This is a genomic window from Mesobacillus maritimus (genome assembly GCF_044803185.1).
Lineage (GTDB): Bacteria > Bacillota > Bacilli > Bacillales > Cytobacillaceae > Mesobacillus_B > Mesobacillus_B maritimus_B.
In genome coordinates, this window is sequence record NZ_CP085225.1 from 693,781 (window position 1) to 711,110 (window position 17,330).

Sequence of the window (17,330 nt, forward strand, 5' to 3'; positions counted from 1 at the left end):
GCCGATTTTAACGCAAGAAAAGCTATTTTGTGCTTCATCACTTAGTTTGCAGCTCTTTTTTCATACGCTAAAGCTAATTTTCAATGAAAAACATGGCATTAAAGTTCTATTTAAGCTCTGTAAGCAACAAATGTATGAGAAAAAGAGCCTTAAAAAAGGAGATATAAAGATGTTATTTATTGATAATAAAGGGATTACTGATCCACGGATAAACCTTGCAATCGAGGAGTATGCAGTAAAAAATTTAGATATAAACGAAACTTATCTTTTATTTTATATAAACGAACCTTCTATTATTATCGGTAAGAATCAAAACACTATTGAAGAAATCAATACGGATTATGTAGAGAAAAATGGAATTCATGTTGTTAGAAGGGTCTCGGGTGGGGGAGCTGTGTACCATGATTTAGGAAATTTGAATTTTAGCTTTATCACCAAAGATGATGGTGATAGTTTTCACAACTTCAAGAAATTTACTGAACCAGTGGTTGAGGCTCTGAAGAAAATGGGGGTTAATGCTGAACTGAGCGGCCGAAATGATCTGATGGCTGAGGGGAGAAAGATATCAGGCAATGCACAATTCTCAACAAAGGGAAGAATGTTTAGTCATGGAACGTTAATGTTTGATTCTGAAATTGACCATGTTGTCTCTGCTCTTAAGGTCAGGAAGGATAAAATAGAATCAAAAGGAATAAAATCGATTCGCAGTCGTGTCGCTAATATTTCAGAGTTCATGGAAGAGAAGATGACCATTGAGGAATTTAAGAGTTTACTGCTAAAGTACATCTTTCCAGACGTGGACGAAATCCCTGAATATAAATTAACCGATCAAGATTGGGAGAAAATTCATCAATTATCTAAGGAGAAGTATCAAACGTGGGAGTGGAATTATGGGCGGTCTCCTAAATTCAATATCCAGCATTCTCACCGCTTTCCAGTTGGACAAGTTGATGTCAGGTTTGAAGTGAATAAAGGAATGATAGAGAATTGTAAAATCTATGGAGACTTTTTCGGGGTTGGTGACGTCGGAGAAATTGAACAGTTACTAACAGGCGTTAAGTATGAAAGAGCCTCACTAGAGGATGCGTTGTCTGGAGTTCATATCCAACATTATTTCGGAAATATTTCCAAAGAGGATTTTCTCGAGTTAGTCTATTAATAAATTTTAACACGATGCTTATTATGCATCGTGTTTTTTCTTTGTCTCCCTTATGCGGTGTCATTAATAGTGGCCTAAACCTAGTTTTTTTAATTTTAAGAGTTTTCTCTTGAAGGTACAATTTTCTTTCAATATAATATATTTAGAAAATTGATAGCGCTTTCTAAGGGGTAATTACAAACAAAGGGGATGGAAGAATGAATTTAACAACTCAACTTCGGCTGACTGCAGAACGTTCAGGGGACAAGCCTGCATATTATTTCATGGACCAAGCTAGTACATACGCGGAGTTGGATGCCGCGGTTACGAAATTTGCAACAGGACTTTCACAATTAGGAGTGAAAAAAGGGGATCATGTTGCACTCATATTAGGGAATTCACCACATTTTGTCATCGGTTTGTATGGAGCTCTTCGTTTAGGAGCAACCGTGATTCCGGTAAACCCTATCTATACTGCAGATGAAATTGGCTATATCCTCCGTAATGGAGATGTTAAAACGGTTGTCGGACTAGATTTAATGGTGCCATTGGCGGAGAAAATGCATGAAAACTTGCCGACAATTGAAAATTATATCATTTGTGAATCAGGACAGAGTGAGGCCGCAAGCATAGATATCTCTAAGCTCTCCGTTTTTCCTAAGTTAAAGTCATTTAATCAAGTCATAGCGTCTGGAACACTTGATTTTACAGCTCCTGAACTCAATGACGATGATGTTGCCGTTATTCTATATACTTCAGGAACAACAGGAAAACCTAAGGGGGCCATGCTAACTCACGGTAACCTATACAGTAATGCAAGAGATGTAGCTGATTATCTAAAAATGAATGAAGCTGACCGAGTAATTGCTACTCTGCCAATGTTTCATGTCTTTTGTTTGACGGTCGCCTTAAATGCACCATTGATGAACGGTGCAACAATTTTGATTGTACCGAAATTTTCACCAGCCGAAATATTCCGCCTTACCAAAAAGTATGAAGCGACTGTTTTTGCAGGTGTACCAACAATGTTTAACTTCCTTCTTCAATACCCTGAAGGAAAAGCAGAAGATTTAAAGTCACTCCGTTTATGTAATTCAGGTGGAGCAGCGATGCCAGTGGCATTACTTGAAGGCTTTGAAAGAAAGTTCAATGTCGTGATCTCTGAGGGATACGGGTTATCAGAAGCTTCCCCAGTCACCTGCTTTAACCCATTAGACCGTCCAAGGAAGGCAGGCTCAATCGGGCAGTCGATTGTTAATGTACAGAACAAGGTCGTCAATGAACTTGGAGAAGAAGTTCGCCCTGGTGAGGTTGGCGAGCTCATTGTAAAAGGTCGAAATGTAATGAAAGGCTACTATAAAATGCCTGAGGAAACAGCTGCGACGATTAAGGACGGCTGGCTATACACTGGTGACCTAGCAAAAATGGATGAGGAAGGCTATTTCTATATTGTGGATCGCAAGAAAGATATTGTTATTGTTGGAGGCTATAACGTCTATCCGCGTGAGGTAGAGGAAGTACTTTATGTGCACCCGGATGTGATTGAAGTTGCCGTTGTTGGCGTCCCGGATCCAAACTTCGGCGAGGCAGTCCGTGCATTTGTCGTGAGCAAAAACCCGTCCCTAACAGCAGAGCAGTTGCTTGAATACTGCCGGGAGCATTTAGCAAAGTATAAAGTTCCTAGTTCGATAGATTTTCTAGAAGAGCTACCTAAAAATACTACAGGTAAGATTCTACGGAGATCACTGAAAGACCAGGTCCTCCAAGTTAAATAAAAACACTTCAAAGTAGGCAGACTAAAAATTGTAGTCTGCCTACTTTTTGTTTTTTAGTTCAAATTTTCTAAAATTATTGAAAATTACTTGAAAACTAGATTAGGATAATATTATAATTTAACAAATAAAAGCATAAAAGCAGTAAAGAGAATAATAAATATAGGGGGAAATACAATGGGTAAGAAAAAGAAATGGATGGCTGCTGTAGGAATCGCAAGCGCTTTGCTACTAGCTGGCTGTGGAAGTGAAGAGTCTGGGTCAGATTCATCAACTGGTGGCGAGGAAGATAAGGAAACTACTTTTAAAGTAGGTGTAACCCAAATTGCTGAGCATCCGTCCCTTGACGCTGCTTTCGAGGGCTTCAAGAAGGCCTTGGAGGAAGCGGGACTTGAAGTGGAATATGATGTGCAAAATGCGCAAGGTGATGCGAATAATAACGCACCGATTGCTCAAAACTTTGTAGGAGATGGAGTCGATTTGATCTTCGCAAATTCAACTCCGAGTGCTCAAAGTGCTTTAAACGCTACTAAGGATATTCCAATTGTGTTTACTTCTGTTACAGATGCTGTTGGAGCTGAACTTGTTAAATCAATGGAAAACACAGAAGGAAATGTAACGGGAACACTTGATAATCATCCAGATGCAATTCCAAATACGGTAAAGTTTATCGACGAGCAATTTGAAGGACAGACGGTTGGGTTAGTCTATAACTCTGGTGAACAGAACTCGATTGCCCAAATCGAGATGGTTAAAGAAGCTGGGAAAAATACGGATCTAAAATTTGTTGAGGCGACTGTTTCCACTACTGCTGAAGTAAAACAAGCGACAGAATCATTAGTTGGTAAGGCAGATGTAATCTATATCATCACTGATAATACTGTCGTTTCTGGTCTTGATTCTGTCATTATGGTAGCAAATGAAAATGACATTCCGTTGTTTGTTGGAGAACTAGATTCAGTCGCTAAGGGTGGATTTGCGGCATACGGGTTTGATTATGCTGATATTGGTTATGAGGCAGGTGTGATGGCTGCGCAGATTTTAAAAGGTGAAAAACAACCTTCTGAACTCCCAGTGCAATACCCACAAAACTTGAAACTAGTAATCAATAAAAAAGCAGCAGAAGAAATGAACATTGAAATTAAAGAAGAGTGGGATGGCCTGGCTGAATACCTTGAATAAGATTTGATGCATACATGGCCTGTCCGGCTACAGCCAGGAAAGAACGTTCATTTAATCCGGCAGGTTTCCAAGCATCTAAGAAAGGAAGTTGACTATGCCTACTGCTATTTTTGGGTCTTTAGAGGCAGGTGCATTATACGCCCTTATGGCATTGGGCGTATACTTGTCTTTTAGAATACTTGATTTTCCAGACTTGACTGTTGACGGGAGCTTTGTAACGGGGGGAGCAGTTGCTGCAGTCATGATTGTTAACGGTTTTAATCCCTTTATCGCCACAATCGCTGCGGTAGCTGCAGGGTTTTTAGCGGGTTGTTTTACCGGACTTCTCCATACAAAGGGGAAAATTAACGCTCTATTATCGGGAATACTAATGATGATTGCCTTATATTCAATTAACCTACGAATTATGGGGAGGTCAAATGTCTCCCTACTGTCTGAAGAAACAGTGATTACAAAGCTTACAGAGTTCTGGAAGCAATTAAAGTTTGATGACGCTATCCAAGCAGGATTGTCTACTATAGGCATTAGTGGTTTTATTCCAAAAACTTGGGCGATATTTTTTCTCATGGTCATTCTAGCTTTTGTTGTGAAGGCTGGAATGGACTGGTTTTTAAAAACAGAATTAGGTCTTGCTTTACGTGCGACTGGAGATAATGAAACGATGGTTCGCAGCTTTTCAGTAGACACAGATTTTTATAAAATCTTTGGTCTAGGCTTGTCGAATGCACTTGTTGCTTTCTCTGGGGCATTAGTTGCTCAATATAACGGATTTAGTGATGTCGGAATGGGAATTGGGATGATTGTCATAGGCCTTGCTTCCGTCATTATCGGTGAAGCTGTGTTTGGCGCGAAGAATATCATTCGCGCAACAGCTGCGGTTATAGGTGGTGCGATTCTATATAGAATCATTGTGACGATGGCTCTGAGAGTTGAATTCCTTGAGACCGGAGATATGAAGTTGATTACTGCTTTGATTGTCATTTGTGCATTAGTTCTGCCAAAAGTAATTGATCGTGAAAAAGAAAAGCAGAGAAAACGGAAAAGGCTTAAAGCGATGAAACAAGCTGACTCTGAAGGAAGGGGGCAGAACCTTGCTGCAGCTAAATCAGATTTATAAGGTTTTTAATGAAGGAACACCTGATGAAAAAGTCGCCATTAACCATATAAATCTTAATATGGCCCCCGGTGATTTTGTCACTGTTATTGGGAGTAACGGTGCTGGAAAATCAACGGTAATGAGTGTGATATCTGGAAAGCTAACTCCTGACCTTGGAACGGTTAATATTGATGGAAAGAATCTGACCGAAATGTCAGAGCATAAACGGTCTTCTTTTATAGGAAGAGTATTTCAGGACCCCATGGCTGGAACTGCTCCATCAATGACCATTGAAGAAAATTTAGCTATTGCCTACTCCCGAGTAAAGAGCCGAGGGTTGGGACTAGGGGTAAATCGGAAACGAAGAGAATTCTTCAAGGAAAAGCTTGAGACTCTTCACCTTGGTCTTGAAGATCGATTGCAAGCAAAGGTTGGTCTCCTATCAGGTGGTGAAAGACAGGCTCTTTCTCTATTAATGGCAACCTTTACTGAACCAAAAATTCTTCTCCTTGATGAGCATACAGCTGCACTTGACCCGTCAAGAGCGGAACTCGTTACCCAACTGACAAAAGAAATTGTTAGTCAATATGGTTTAACGACACTGATGGTTACCCATAATATGCAGCAAGCATTAGAATTAGGCAACCGACTCATCATGATGGATAAGGGGCAGATTATCTTTGAAGCTGATCAAAAAGCCAAACAGGAGTTAACCGTCGAAAAGCTTTTAACTGAGTTCCAAAGAATTCGCGGTGAAAAGATGAACAATGACCGGGCAGTTTTGATTTAACAAGGCTCTTTTCTCAGACTTTGTTGCTTTTGGATACAAAATAGGATGGATTAGTATGCTTCGTTTCACCGTAAAATGGCTTTTTAATTATGAGGAAAGAGCTTGCAAACTTACTATAACGTACAAAATAGCTTATCTTGCGTTAAAATCGGCTTTAGGTAGTAAAAATCGGCTTTAAGATTTTTACAATTTTAACAACAATCTTACGAAAACAGCCTTTAACACAGTACATGGGGGTGCCCATGTACTTTTATTATGCCTTTCCATAGGAATTGAAGTAGTTTTACAAATTTTTAATATATAAAACTTGTAAAACTTTGTATAATAGATATTGGATTTTTCTAGGGAAGGTGGGATCTGGGTGGAAAATGTAATGTCTATTAATCAAGGGACTGAGTTTAAGAAAGGACTTCAGGCAGGGATTAGCATTGCAATCGGTTATGTTCCCGTCGCACTGACATTCGGATTGCTGGCAAAAACGACAGGGTTGAGTATCGGTGAGTCTGTATTGATGAGCATGATTGTTTTTGCTGGGGCTTCTCAGTATATGTCCTTAAGTCTGCTTGCGTTAGGAACGGGAATCATCGAAATTATTCTTACCACCTTTATTGTAAATATTCGTCATTTCCTAATGGCTGCTTCTTTAAATGAAAAGGTGGAATTTGACCGGGTATTCAATCGAATTGTTTACTCTTTTGGGATTACGGATGAAACATTTTCTGTAGCTGCAACTCAACCAGGGAAGCTTACTACTGGTTATATGTTTGGACTGAACTTGATTGCCTACGCTAGCTGGGTGATGGGCTCGGGAATTGGTTTTGCAATTGGAGCAGGTCTTCCTGAAACATTGCAGCAAAGCATGTCGATTGCGCTCTATGCGATGTTTATTGGCTTATTAGTTCCTTCGATGAAACAGGGTGTTAAGGTTGTCTTTCTTGCTGTATTAGCAGCTTGCTTTAATACAGTATTTACTATGACAGAATGGCTTTCAACTGGATGGGCTATTGTGGCAGCGACACTATTATCAGCAGTATTGGTGGAGTTGATTGAAACAATGAAGAAGAAAGGGAAGGTGACGGATGTTGAGTAAGGAGATTATCATCATGATTATCGGCATGGGGATTGTCACCTTTATACCTAGGATGCTGCCCTTTATCATGTTTCGAGGGAAAGAACTCCCGCCGTTCCTCCAGGGAGTACTCAAAAATGTTCCATACGCAACCTTAGGAGCATTGATATTCCCTGCTGTATTGTACATACAAGAGGATATCTGGTATGGAGTTATCGGGGCCTTGGCAGCCTTTGCCGTCGCTTTTTTAGGTGCAAATGTCATCGTGGTCGTTATGGGATCGATTGCTGTTTTAAGTGCATATTCATTATTTTTTTAAAGGCAGGCTTCGTAATAGGGGCCTGTTTTCTTGTTCTATTTTTCTAAGGACTTTAAAAGCAATTATTGATTGAAGCGGTGAGTATCAGCGCTAGTTTACATAAAAAGAATTTTTTTTCAAATAGAAAATAAAAGAGAAATGTTGACAAGCAAGAAGAATACAGTATAATTGAGAGTATATTTCCGAGTAAACTAATATGATTTATAAGGATAGGGTGGATTTAACATGTTTATTGAAATCACAGATATACAAAAACAATATTTAGATAAAGATAACAACCCATTAAATGTCCTTACAGATATTAATTTAAAGGTTGAAAAGGGTGAGTTTGTCTCCATCTTAGGACCCTCTGGATGTGGAAAGTCAACTTTACTTTCAATCGTAGCTGGCCTTACGAAGGCAACAAGTGGAGAAATTTTCGTCAATAATCAGAAAGTGACAAAGCCCGGAAAAGACCGAGGGATGGTGTTTCAACAAGCTGCATTATTTCCTTGGCTTAATGTGTTAGAAAATGTGACGTTCCCTCTTAAGAAGGAAATGCCGAAGAAACAAGCTGAAGATCAGGCAAAGAAATACTTGCAAATGGTGCAGCTTAGTAACTATCTTCATCATTATCCTCATGAGCTATCAGGGGGAATGCAGCAACGCGTGGCAATTGCCAGGGCACTATCGATGAACCCTGACACATTGCTTATGGATGAACCATTTGGGGCACTTGATGAGCAAACACGTACGCGTCTCCACGGTCAACTTGAAACAATCTGGACTGAAACAAAGAAAACGATATTGTTTGTTACGCATAGTATCTCAGAATCAATTAAACTTTCAGACCGCATCATTGTGATGGGAACCAAGCCAGGAACAATCCTGCAAGATATTCAAGTGGATTTACCACGTCCTAGAGAACGGTACAAAAAGGAAATGCTTCAAATTGAAGAACATATTATGGGCTACCTAAAAAAGGAAATTGATAAAGTTGTAAGCGAGGAACTTGCCAATGCATCCAACTCTTAAAAGAATAATATTTTTTACTTCGATTATTGCCTTTTGGGAAATAGGCTCACGACTGGAACTTTGGTTGCCCATTATTCTTCCTTCACCGACGATGGTATTGAATGCATTAGTGACGGGATTTGAAGACAAAACATTGATATATGATTTAGTGGCTAGCTTTAAAAGACTCGCAGTAGGTCTTGCTCTATCCTTGTTGATTGGGTCGGCTATAGGTGTTCTGTTAGCAAAATCGAAAACCGCGGATGAGACAATCGGAACGGTGATTCTAGCGTTGCAGGCTGTACCGAGCATTGTTTGGCTTCCCTTGGCGATTATGTGGTTCGGCATGAACGAAACATCTGTTATCTTCGTGGTTGTTTTGGGAGGAACCTTTGTCATGACACTAAATATGCGGTCAGGAATAAAGAATGTTCATCCTCTTTATATTAAAGCAGCACAGACAATGGGCTCAAAAGGTTGGGATTTATTTGTTCGTGTCATTTTCCCAGCGTCTATTCCTTATGTTGTGACGGGTGCCAGACTTGCATGGGCATTCTGCTGGCGGGCGTTAATGGCAGGGGAATTATTAAGCACCGGTCCAGGACTTGGCTATACACTTCGTTTTGCTTCTGACTTTGGAGATATGGCCCTAGTTATTGGTGTAATGATCATCATCGGAGTCATTGGTTATATTGTCGACCAATTAATTTTCCAACGAGTGGAAAAGACAGTATTGAAACGCTGGGGATTAGAATCTTAATTTTAAAAAAAGGAGAGAAGAAAATGAAAAAGGGGTTATTAAGCTTTGCTTTACTTATATTATTCGTAGGGTTGCTAGCCGGATGTGGTGCGTCAAACGAAGAAAGTTCAAATGGAAGCAAAGAGAAGGTTGTAATAGGATATTTTCCCAATATCAACCATGTTCCGGCAATGGTAGCGAAAGATCAAGCACTTTATGAGAAAAAACTCGGCGATGGAACCACAGTTGAGTATCGGACATTTGCTGATGGTGGAGCCTTCATGACTGCTTTGAAGACAGGGGACGTTGATGCTGGCTTAGTTGGTCCAGGACCAGCAATGAATAACTATACAACAGGTGCAGATGTGAAAATAATCGCTGGTGCATCTACTGGTGGAACGGTTGTATTGGCTCGAGAAGGTGTGGAAATTAACTCAGCAGAGGATTTTGCTGGAAAGGTGTTTGTTACACCAGCAGTTGGCTGCACACATGATGTTCAATATGAAACCTATCTTCAAGAAAGTGGCATTACTTCTGAGCGAATCGGGGGTACGATGAAGCACTTGACAGGGAATCCAGCCACATATTCTGCTTTGTTACAAGCAGGTAAAGTGGATATCGCTGTAGCACCAGAGCCTTGGGCGGCCGTTATTCAAAATGAAACAGGTGCAGAAGTAGTGATTCCTTGGAATGAGGTAAGTTTTGGTGAAACCTTGCCAGCTTCAGTAATGGTTACATCAGGTAAGCTAGCTAACGAAAACCCTGTGTTGGTTCAAAATATCATTGATGCTCATAAAGAGGCAGTACAATTCATCCAAGAGAATCCAGAGGAAGCGAAAGAGATTACTCTGAAAGATATTGAAGAGACAACAGGTCAGGGTCTTGAAAAAGAAGTAGTCGATCTTGCTTGGGAACGAATTGGGTTTACTTATGAAGTCGACCAAGACGCCGTTCAAGCATTCGCAGATTCTTCTTACGCATTAAAATTCTTAAAAGAACAACCAGATTTCACAAATTTAATTGATAAGCAATTTATTAATAGTCAAAAGACGGCAAGTAAATAAAGGATATAAAATAGCTGAAAAGACATCTAGAATTGTTTCTAGGTGTCTTTTTTATATGGATACGCCCCTATAGCCCAATTACCCGAAGCCAAGGCGAAACAGGGAGAACGGTAAAATAGAGGCGTTCTAATTGCCCGAAGCGCAGGCAAAATGGTTAGAACGGTAAAATAGAGGTGTTCTAATTGCCCGAAGCGCAGGCAAAATGGTAAGAACGGTAAAATAGAGGTGTTCTAATTACCCGAAGCGCAGGCAAAATGGTAAGAACGGTAAAATAGAGGCGTTCTAATTGCCCGAAGCTGAGGTAAAAAGTTAAGAACGGTAAAATATGGCGTTCTAATTACCCAAGGCAAGGGCAATAAAGATAAAACGGTAAAATAGAACGGTTATAATAGCATGAGGCAATGCTTAGAAAAAGCATTTAGAGGTTGTGTTAAAATTGACCAATAAAAGCTTGTTCTATTTTATTCCTATAAGACTAAACTAGTTATGTAGAGGTTGTACGAAAAAGGGGGGATGACTGTGGCAAGAAAAATGGGCTTTAGTGCAGTACTTGCTTACGTGCTTTATGGACTTCTGATGTATTGGTATCTTTTTTATATAGCTGATTCGAGTCTACCGTTTGAGTTTCAAGGCTCAAGTGCAGATCCGGCAACCTTTTTGAATAGCAGGGAGCTTATGTTAAGTACGGAATATTCACAGATTCGTAATCTGTTGTTTTTCTTATCTACTCCCTTAGAGTGGCTCATTTACTTTTTAATTTTACTTGTAGGTTTATCGAAGGCTTTCCATAAATGGGCAAGCGAAACGACCAAAAATAAACTTGGTCAGGGAGCCATTTATATATTCTGGTTGTCACTGTTTGCTTATTTGGCCACTTTTCCATTAAGTTATATCAGCTATCATTTATCGAAAACCTATAATATTTCAACTCAAAGTTTTGCTTCTTGGATGAAAGATGAACTCATTGACTTTTGGGTTAACTTTGGGTTGATGCTGATTATTGTCAGTGTTCTCTTTTGGTTAATCAATAAGAGTAAGCGTTTTTGGTGGGTGTTTGCTTGGTTACTAACCATACCATTTTCTCTGTTTATTATGTTTGTTCAACCAGTGGTAATTGACCCGCTTTATAATGACTTTTATCCTTTGAAAAATAAGGAATTAGAAGTCAAAATATTAGACCTTGCCAGTCAAGCTGGAATTCCAGCTGAACATGTGTTTGAAGTAAATATGGCTGAAAAAACGAATGCACTGAATGCTTATGTTACGGGAATTGGATCCAACTCTAGAATTGTTCTTTGGGATACCACTTTAAATCGGTTAAATGATGACCAGATATTATTTATCATGGCTCATGAAATGGCTCATTACGTTGAAAAGCATATCTATATCGGCATTGGAGGATATTTGCTTTTATCGCTAGTAGGATTGTATCTAACGAATAGGTTGATGAATTGGGCAATTAGGCGGTGGGGGACAGAATTTAAGGTTAGTGGAATTCATGATATCCGTGCATTTCCCTTGTTCCTCATGATTTTATCGATGTTAGCATTTACGGCAAGTCCTTTTTCGAATCTCGTTTCACGTTATCAAGAGGCCAGGGCCGACAGTTATGCTCTCGAGATGACCGACCATCCTGAGGCAGCTATTACGACGTTCCAGGAGCTGACGAAAGCCGGACTAAGTCAAGTAAATCCTCCTTTTCTTGTAAAAGTGTTTAGGTATGGTCATCCAACCATGCTTGAGCGAATTTCTAGGATTGAAGAGTATCAAATAAGTAAGAGGAATAATGAAACAAGTGAGGGAATGCCAGCACCGGAGATTAGTGATTAGCCTCTAGAGTGGGCTATGTGTGTGTATAAAAAAAGATTCCCCCGCATTGTGCGGGGGATTTCTTTTTGTGGTTATGTGCCAAATTGTTTATCAAGTGCCTTTAATTCTTCAGTAAGAGTGAAAAATAGCGTCCGATTTCGATCATCAATCGCTTTGTCAATTTTCATTAGAAGCTTTTCTTTTTGGTTCTTGAGTTGAATTTCAGAAATGAGCATATCAACGTATAAATCCTGTACAAATGTTTCCTTTGCTTTAATTCTTTTCATTACACTGGCCTTCATGATTTCAGAATACGATTTCTCCTTCACTGATTTCACCTCTTTGACCTTTTTTTTATTATATGGATTTCCGATGAGATAATCAACCAAATTATTTAAATTTTTAGAAAATTTTATTATGGTAATTATGTATAAATTTAGAACTTTGTAAGATAGCTATTTTCAATGAAAAAATCAGTGATATGATTTAACTTGGGTAGCCTGCCCAGATAAGGAGATGATATGCTTGGTTATTGATGAGAAAGAGCTAGTAGATGAGTATGAAATTAATCCCTTCACTATGATGATTTTACCGTATGAAGTTGGCAATAAAATTTATTCAAAGATAGTTGAATTTGAAAACACTTACATTTCGCCGTTAAGACCCACTGAGTTGGTTAAGAGAGGGTGTGAATATAACCTCTCCGATTATAATGCTAGTAAAAAGGTAACTCGCAGACTAACAAGGGTTACTCATAAAGCCCCAATCGCCATTGACCCATCTAACTCGGTTTTTTTGCTACCTACCAAGTCACCAACTAAATCAAGCTGTATCTGGGTTTCACATGAGCATGTTGTTGACCATCGACGTCACGATGCTTATAGCACAAAGGTAACATTCCGTAATAAGGAAACTTATGTGCTTCCAATCTCCTATATATCGTTTGAAAAGCAATTATTAAGAACATCTGAGCTAAGAACGAAAGTCCTTCAGAAAATGAGGGAAAACGAACGCAGGGCCGCATATATTATCTATGGACGTCGGCATTCTGAAGAAAGATTCACTATGATGGTTAATGAACGATACCGATTTGATGATTAATTTCCAAGACCCTAATACGGGTCTGAAAACCTGGTTACTTATGAAGAATGCCGCTTGAATAAATAATAGGTCATCAGCTCTTGGACCTTATTCCGAATACGTGGATTGAAGTAATTATGTTGTTCTTCATAACCTTTGTAGAGGAACAAATACATAGTAAAGGCTTCATCTTGTTGTAGTTTTTCGACTTTCATTTTGTTTTGTTTCATATAGCGTTTGACATCCGCGAGGTTTATCTGGATTACTTTCATTGTATCTTCAACTAAATCCAAGTATGGCCTTTTTAGTTTGAACGCACTTTTATCAATGATTTGTAGGTCCCGTTCTAAAATAGTTAAGATCATTGGAAGATAAATAGCTTGCTCAAGGATATCTCGGTCATTTTCAGGAATTCTTGTCATTTGCGTTTACTCCTTTTACGAGAGGGAACATTTGTTCTTGTTTATATACTACCCGATTAACAGGGGAAGTATCAAGCCAATTTTAAAAAGAAGATCTCATAAATGGCATCTTTCGATTATGAATGAATTAAACTGCTCTAAGCTTTAGTGTTATATTTTATAAGAATATTTTACCAGCAATGAACCAGTATTAACCGCGAAGTAGAAATCTTTGCGGTTTTTTGAGTTATTTATAACTAAAAGAGGAATGAAAATTGCTGTTTATAAAAAACTAAGTTGACATCATATGAATTAATAATGGACGATGGAAGGAAATAAAGAAAAAGAAGCGAATGACTTTTATGGATATCCAAAATCAGGGGGGATTGTATTGAGGGCTGATCGGCATAAAAATAAGCACCGTAGAAAGCGAAAATGGTTCGTTAGTTTGCTCCTCCTGTTTGGTTTGATAGCGGTCTATAGTTATTCACAATTTCAGGCAGGCTTAGAAGACTCCAAAGAAGAAGCAGGTGAGCCTAAGGTAGAGTACTCTTTCAATGGAAATAGGGATGAAAATGGTTACACGAATATTCTTTTATTAGGGAGTGACGCAAGGGGAGAAGAAAACTCCCGAGCAGATACGATTATGATTGCTAGTTATAACCCAGACACAGGTACTTATAAGCTAGCTTCCATTATGAGAGATACGTATATCAGCATTCCAGATCATGGGGAAAATAAAATTAATTCAGCTTTTGCCTTTGGTGGTCCAGAACTACTAAGGCAAACCATAAAAGAAAATTTTGACGTTGATCTTCAATATTATGCAATTGTTGATTTTCAAGGTTTTGTACGTTTAATTGACACTGCCTTTCCTCAGGGTGTTGAGATAGAAGTAGAGAAAAGTATGTCAAAAGACATTGGTGTTACACTCGAACCAGGAGTTCAAACACTTGATGGAGAACATCTTTTAGGTTATGTCAGGTTCCGTCAGGACGCAGTTGGTGATTTTGGAAGAGTTGAAAGGCAACAAAAAGTGGTAAAGGAATTAGGGAAGCAATTAGCAAGTGTTCAAACCATCCCGAAGTTGCCAAAACTTATCGGGGTTGTTACTCCATATGTTAATACAAATATGGATACAGGGGACATTTTATTTATGGCGAGAGGATTCCTTTCAGAAGAGGGGAGAACCATAAGTACGCTAAGATTACCAGTTGAAAACACCTATCAAAATCAACGGGTAAGTGGGGCCGGAGCTGTTTTGACAATTGACCTTGATGAAAACAAAAAAGCATTAAACGAATTTTTAGCTAATTAAGACTTGATTCTTTTTCATTAAATCAACTAGGTGTAAAATAGAGATAAGGAGTATGGTTAAAAGCCCTATGTTACATAGATAAAGGAGATTCCAATGGAGTTTGAGGTTCTTAAGGAATGGTTCACATTAGAAAATATAATGGATTTGATTGGTGAGTACCGTGCATTGGGACCGATTCCGGGTATTCTTCTTCCAATGATAGAGGCTTTCCTACCATTTTTACCGCTCGTATTATTCGTAATGGCAAATGCAAACGCATTTGGCCTCTGGTTTGGATTTCTATTTTCCTGGATAGGAGCTTGTACTGGGGCTATATTGGTCTTTCTGCTTTTTAGGAAGTTTGGTCAAAAGCGAATACTGAGTTTTTTACATAAGCATAAGCAGGTAAGAAAAGGGATGAATTGGGTTGAGAGACATGGTTTTGGTCCACTGTTCTTGCTGCTTTGTTTCCCATTTACACCATCTGCAATCGTAAATATTGTGGCTGGACTTTCTAAAATTAGCTTGGCGCAATATATGCTTGCTGTTATGGCCGGAAAAATGGTGATGATTTTCACCATTAGTTTTGTTGGGCATGACATCCGGTCATTATTAACGCAGCCGCTACGGACGGCTATTGTTCTTTTGATTATTTTTATTCTTTGGTATGTTGGTAAAATTATTGAAGTAAGAATGAATATGAGTACTAATAAAGACCATAATGGATAATAATCACAAGCGAGGCAAATCTCCAGTACGGAAAAGCTCTGGCGAAGAGGTGGTAGATACAGATGAAAGCTGAATTACGAAAAGAAGGGGTCGATTGGTTAAAGGCTTTGGCTCTGGGGCTGATTATTTTCGTTTTTATTCGTACTTTCTTCTTTTCGAACTATGTTGTGGAAGGGGAATCGATGCTGCCAACCCTCGAAGAAGGGAATAAATTGGTAGTCAATAAAATTGGTTTCGAAGCGAGCGACCTCCAGAGATTTGATGTCATTGTGTTTCATGCAAATGAGAAGGAAGATTATGTAAAAAGGATTATAGGACTTCCTGGTGACAAAATAAGTTATCAAGATGACAAACTGTATATTAATGGGGACAAAATTGAAGAACCATTTTTAGAAAAATATCGGGCAAAAGTTCTCGCCGGGGCGTTGACAGGTGATTTTACCCTTGAAGAAATAGCAGGCCAGCAAATAATACCTGAGGGGAAGTTATTTGTATTAGGAGATAATCGGCGTGGTAGTTGGGATAGTCGACATTTTGGGCTTATCTCTATTGACCAGGTAGTCGGAAAGGTGAATTTACGTTATTGGCCTTTGGACGAAATGGACGTATCCTTTTAACTTAGGTGGGGGGCAGCATGAACATGCAGCCTGCCACCTTTTCTTTTTTATTTTGCACTGTTGACCTTTTCTATATTTAATAAATGGCAGATTCCTATATTGATCATAAATAAAAAGGTTAATCCAAGGAGCATGTGGAAGAAGCCAAACAAAACAGCGATGGTTGGTGCGAAGCTTGCACCGGTAAGCAGTATAAAGGAATAGAGAGAAAGTGCTTTTGAACGTCGCTTTCCCCCATAAGAACCCACCAACGTAATCACGGTTGGGATGGACAGGGAGATGGATGAAATGAATAAAATGGATAAAATGATTAGCCCGATAACGGAGTTGAAAAACAGCATAGCAACCAAACTGATAACTCCAATGAATAATCCTAATGCCAGTGTCTTAACTTCTTCTATCTTTTCAATGAGTTTTCCAGTAAAAAGGGAAACTGAAGCGCCAATCAAGCCAGCGGTACGGATCATGAACAACTCGTTACTTGGACCAGAAAAAAATCTGCTAAGCGCATCATAAAAAGCAATGACCGAAAAAAGTAAGGTCAAGGCAATCAAGTAGCACTTAAATAGTCTTGAATCTTTTAGCAAAGATAGGTATACAACCCAGAAAGGTTCCTGTTCCTGTTTTGCCTTGGGTGAATCGTTCAGGATAAAAAACGCTACTGCAAATAAAAACAGGTAGCAGATTGAAAAGAAGACAAACACACTATTCCATGAAAATAGATGTGTAAGGATAGAGCTTACTAGCTGCCCGAAGATTCCCGCGATTAAAAAGCCAGTATTAATTAAGACGACTAATAGTGTTCGCTGTTTCAGCGGAAATAAATCGAACGAATAGGCAAACACAACGGAAGCGAATGAGGCGAGTGTAAAGCCTTGCAGCGAGCGGGTAAGCCAGAGGCTGAAGGCGTCAGTTGAAAATCCCACGGCAAGAGTGGTTAATGAAGATGCGAATAAGCCGAAGACAAGGATATTTTTTCTGCCAGCATAGTCGGAAATTGGACCAAAGGAGAGTAGTCCACCGGCATAAAAAAGTGTAAATAAGCTTCCAGCAATGACAACATCACTTGATGAGATTGCAAGTCTACTGGCAACTTCATCATAAATGGGAATCAAGGTATAAATATTACTAGCTACTAGAATAGAAATAATGGTAAGAAGCGTAAAAGCAGTTCTGAGTAGAACGATAGAACTCATTAAAATCACCCAAGATAAATTATGCAATTAGATGAGGTT

General features: G+C 39.0%; 18 protein-coding genes. 15 read left to right on the forward strand and 3 right to left on the reverse strand.

The window, feature by feature from the left end; genetic code table 11:
- The first annotated feature begins 169 nt into the window (after positions 1 to 169).
- From LG336_RS03395 to LG336_RS03445, 11 genes are all read left to right on the forward strand, one after another.
- Positions 170 to 1,159 (forward strand): lipoate--protein ligase, encoded by a 990-nt coding sequence (locus LG336_RS03395; protein WP_404331149.1) that lies wholly within the window; start codon positions 170 to 172, stop codon positions 1,157 to 1,159.
- 197 nt (positions 1,160 to 1,356) lie between these two features.
- The gene (locus tag LG336_RS03400) at positions 1,357 to 2,913 is read left to right on the forward strand and encodes a fatty acid--CoA ligase family protein (RefSeq protein ID WP_404331150.1); all 1,557 of its coding nucleotides are present in this window, start codon (positions 1,357 to 1,359) and stop codon (positions 2,911 to 2,913) included.
- A gap of 174 nt (positions 2,914 to 3,087) precedes the next feature.
- Entirely contained in the window at positions 3,088 to 4,092 is a 1,005-nt protein-coding gene (locus LG336_RS03405) for an ABC transporter substrate-binding protein (protein WP_404331151.1), read from the forward strand.
- A gap of 94 nt (positions 4,093 to 4,186) precedes the next feature.
- Positions 4,187 to 5,209: an ABC transporter permease gene (locus LG336_RS03410; protein ID WP_404331152.1), complete on the forward strand. Its 1,023-nt coding sequence runs from the start codon at positions 4,187 to 4,189 to the stop codon at positions 5,207 to 5,209.
- Positions 5,184 to 5,978 carry an ABC transporter ATP-binding protein gene (locus LG336_RS03415; RefSeq protein ID WP_404331153.1) on the forward strand — a complete coding sequence of 265 codons (795 nt, stop codon included), beginning with the start codon at positions 5,184 to 5,186 and terminating at the stop codon, positions 5,976 to 5,978. Before LG336_RS03410 ends, LG336_RS03415 begins: the two co-directional genes overlap by 26 nt.
- A gap of 373 nt (positions 5,979 to 6,351) precedes the next feature.
- Positions 6,352 to 7,068, forward strand: a complete 717-nt coding sequence (locus LG336_RS03420) for an AzlC family ABC transporter permease (RefSeq protein WP_404331154.1) — start codon at positions 6,352 to 6,354, stop codon at positions 7,066 to 7,068.
- Positions 7,058 to 7,366, forward strand: a complete 309-nt coding sequence (locus LG336_RS03425; RefSeq protein ID WP_404331155.1) for an AzlD domain-containing protein — start codon at positions 7,058 to 7,060, stop codon at positions 7,364 to 7,366. Before LG336_RS03420 ends, LG336_RS03425 begins: the two co-directional genes overlap by 11 nt.
- Before the next feature lie 225 nt (positions 7,367 to 7,591).
- Complete coding sequence (locus LG336_RS03430; RefSeq protein WP_404331156.1) at positions 7,592 to 8,380, forward strand: ABC transporter ATP-binding protein; 789 nt, start codon at positions 7,592 to 7,594, stop codon at positions 8,378 to 8,380.
- Entirely contained in the window at positions 8,364 to 9,119 is a 756-nt protein-coding gene (locus LG336_RS03435) for an ABC transporter permease (RefSeq protein ID WP_404331157.1), read from the forward strand. Before LG336_RS03430 ends, LG336_RS03435 begins: the two co-directional genes overlap by 17 nt.
- Positions 9,120 to 9,142: 23 nt before the next feature.
- Complete coding sequence (locus tag LG336_RS03440) at positions 9,143 to 10,162, forward strand: aliphatic sulfonate ABC transporter substrate-binding protein (protein ID WP_404331158.1); 1,020 nt, start codon at positions 9,143 to 9,145, stop codon at positions 10,160 to 10,162.
- A gap of 519 nt (positions 10,163 to 10,681) precedes the next feature.
- Positions 10,682 to 11,992: a M48 family metallopeptidase gene (locus LG336_RS03445; protein WP_404331159.1), complete on the forward strand. Its 1,311-nt coding sequence runs from the start codon at positions 10,682 to 10,684 to the stop codon at positions 11,990 to 11,992.
- 71 nt (positions 11,993 to 12,063) lie between these two features.
- Here LG336_RS03445 and LG336_RS03450 read toward each other — a convergent pair whose 3' ends face one another.
- A complete protein-coding gene (locus LG336_RS03450) occupies positions 12,064 to 12,300 on the reverse strand; it encodes an IDEAL domain-containing protein (RefSeq protein WP_221870108.1) in 237 nt (78 codons plus the stop codon).
- Positions 12,301 to 12,496: 196 nt separating this feature from the next.
- Between LG336_RS03450 and LG336_RS03455 the strand changes: the two genes are divergently transcribed.
- Positions 12,497 to 13,072, forward strand: a complete 576-nt coding sequence (locus LG336_RS03455) for a competence protein ComK (RefSeq protein WP_404331160.1) — start codon at positions 12,497 to 12,499, stop codon at positions 13,070 to 13,072.
- Between the two features lie 38 nt (positions 13,073 to 13,110).
- Here the strand turns inward: LG336_RS03455 and LG336_RS03460 are convergent, their stop codons facing one another.
- Positions 13,111 to 13,473 (reverse strand): hypothetical protein, encoded by a 363-nt coding sequence (locus LG336_RS03460; protein WP_404331161.1) that lies wholly within the window; start codon positions 13,471 to 13,473, stop codon positions 13,111 to 13,113.
- A gap of 370 nt (positions 13,474 to 13,843) precedes the next feature.
- On the opposite strand from LG336_RS03460, the gene LG336_RS03465 reads away from it, so the two are divergent.
- The 3 genes from LG336_RS03465 (at position 13,844) to lepB (ending at position 16,095) form a co-directional block, all read left to right on the forward strand.
- Positions 13,844 to 14,770 carry an LCP family protein gene (locus tag LG336_RS03465; RefSeq protein WP_404331162.1) on the forward strand — a complete coding sequence of 309 codons (927 nt, stop codon included), beginning with the start codon at positions 13,844 to 13,846 and terminating at the stop codon, positions 14,768 to 14,770.
- A 93-nt stretch (positions 14,771 to 14,863) separates the two neighbouring features.
- On the forward strand, positions 14,864 to 15,478 hold the full coding sequence (locus tag LG336_RS03470; RefSeq protein WP_404331163.1) for a TVP38/TMEM64 family protein: 615 nt from the start codon (positions 14,864 to 14,866) through the stop codon (positions 15,476 to 15,478).
- A 62-nt stretch (positions 15,479 to 15,540) separates the two neighbouring features.
- Positions 15,541 to 16,095, forward strand: coding sequence for a signal peptidase I (gene lepB, locus LG336_RS03475; RefSeq protein WP_404331165.1), 555 nt, complete (start codon positions 15,541 to 15,543; stop codon positions 16,093 to 16,095).
- A 47-nt stretch (positions 16,096 to 16,142) separates the two neighbouring features.
- On the opposite strand, the gene LG336_RS03480 is transcribed toward lepB, so the two are convergent.
- The gene (locus tag LG336_RS03480) at positions 16,143 to 17,291 is read right to left on the reverse strand and encodes an MFS transporter (RefSeq protein ID WP_404331166.1); all 1,149 of its coding nucleotides are present in this window, start codon (positions 17,289 to 17,291) and stop codon (positions 16,143 to 16,145) included.
- Between the last annotated feature and the right edge of the window lie 39 nt (positions 17,292 to 17,330).

Bases quoted from the DNA above. Each gene is read 5' to 3' on its own strand.
- LG336_RS03395 (WP_404331149.1), top strand. From the start codon at position 170: ATGTTATTTATTGATAATAAAGGGATTACTGATCCACGGATAAACCTT.
- LG336_RS03400 (WP_404331150.1), top strand. From the start codon at position 1,357: ATGAATTTAACAACTCAACTTCGGCTGACTGCAGAACGTTCAGGGGAC.
- LG336_RS03405 (WP_404331151.1), top strand. From the start codon at position 3,088: ATGGGTAAGAAAAAGAAATGGATGGCTGCTGTAGGAATCGCAAGCGCT.
- LG336_RS03410 (WP_404331152.1), top strand. From the start codon at position 4,187: ATGCCTACTGCTATTTTTGGGTCTTTAGAGGCAGGTGCATTATACGCC.
- LG336_RS03420 (WP_404331154.1), top strand. From the start codon at position 6,352: ATGTCTATTAATCAAGGGACTGAGTTTAAGAAAGGACTTCAGGCAGGG.
- LG336_RS03425 (WP_404331155.1), top strand. From the start codon at position 7,058: ATGTTGAGTAAGGAGATTATCATCATGATTATCGGCATGGGGATTGTC.
- LG336_RS03430 (WP_404331156.1), top strand. From the start codon at position 7,592: ATGTTTATTGAAATCACAGATATACAAAAACAATATTTAGATAAAGAT.
- LG336_RS03435 (WP_404331157.1), top strand. From the start codon at position 8,364: ATGCATCCAACTCTTAAAAGAATAATATTTTTTACTTCGATTATTGCC.
- LG336_RS03440 (WP_404331158.1), top strand. From the start codon at position 9,143: ATGAAAAAGGGGTTATTAAGCTTTGCTTTACTTATATTATTCGTAGGG.
- LG336_RS03460 (WP_404331161.1), bottom strand. From the start codon at position 13,473: ATGACAAGAATTCCTGAAAATGACCGAGATATCCTTGAGCAAGCTATT.
- LG336_RS03470 (WP_404331163.1), top strand. From the start codon at position 14,864: ATGGAGTTTGAGGTTCTTAAGGAATGGTTCACATTAGAAAATATAATG.
- lepB (WP_404331165.1), top strand. From the start codon at position 15,541: ATGAAAGCTGAATTACGAAAAGAAGGGGTCGATTGGTTAAAGGCTTTG.
- LG336_RS03480 (WP_404331166.1), bottom strand. From the start codon at position 17,291: ATGAGTTCTATCGTTCTACTCAGAACTGCTTTTACGCTTCTTACCATT.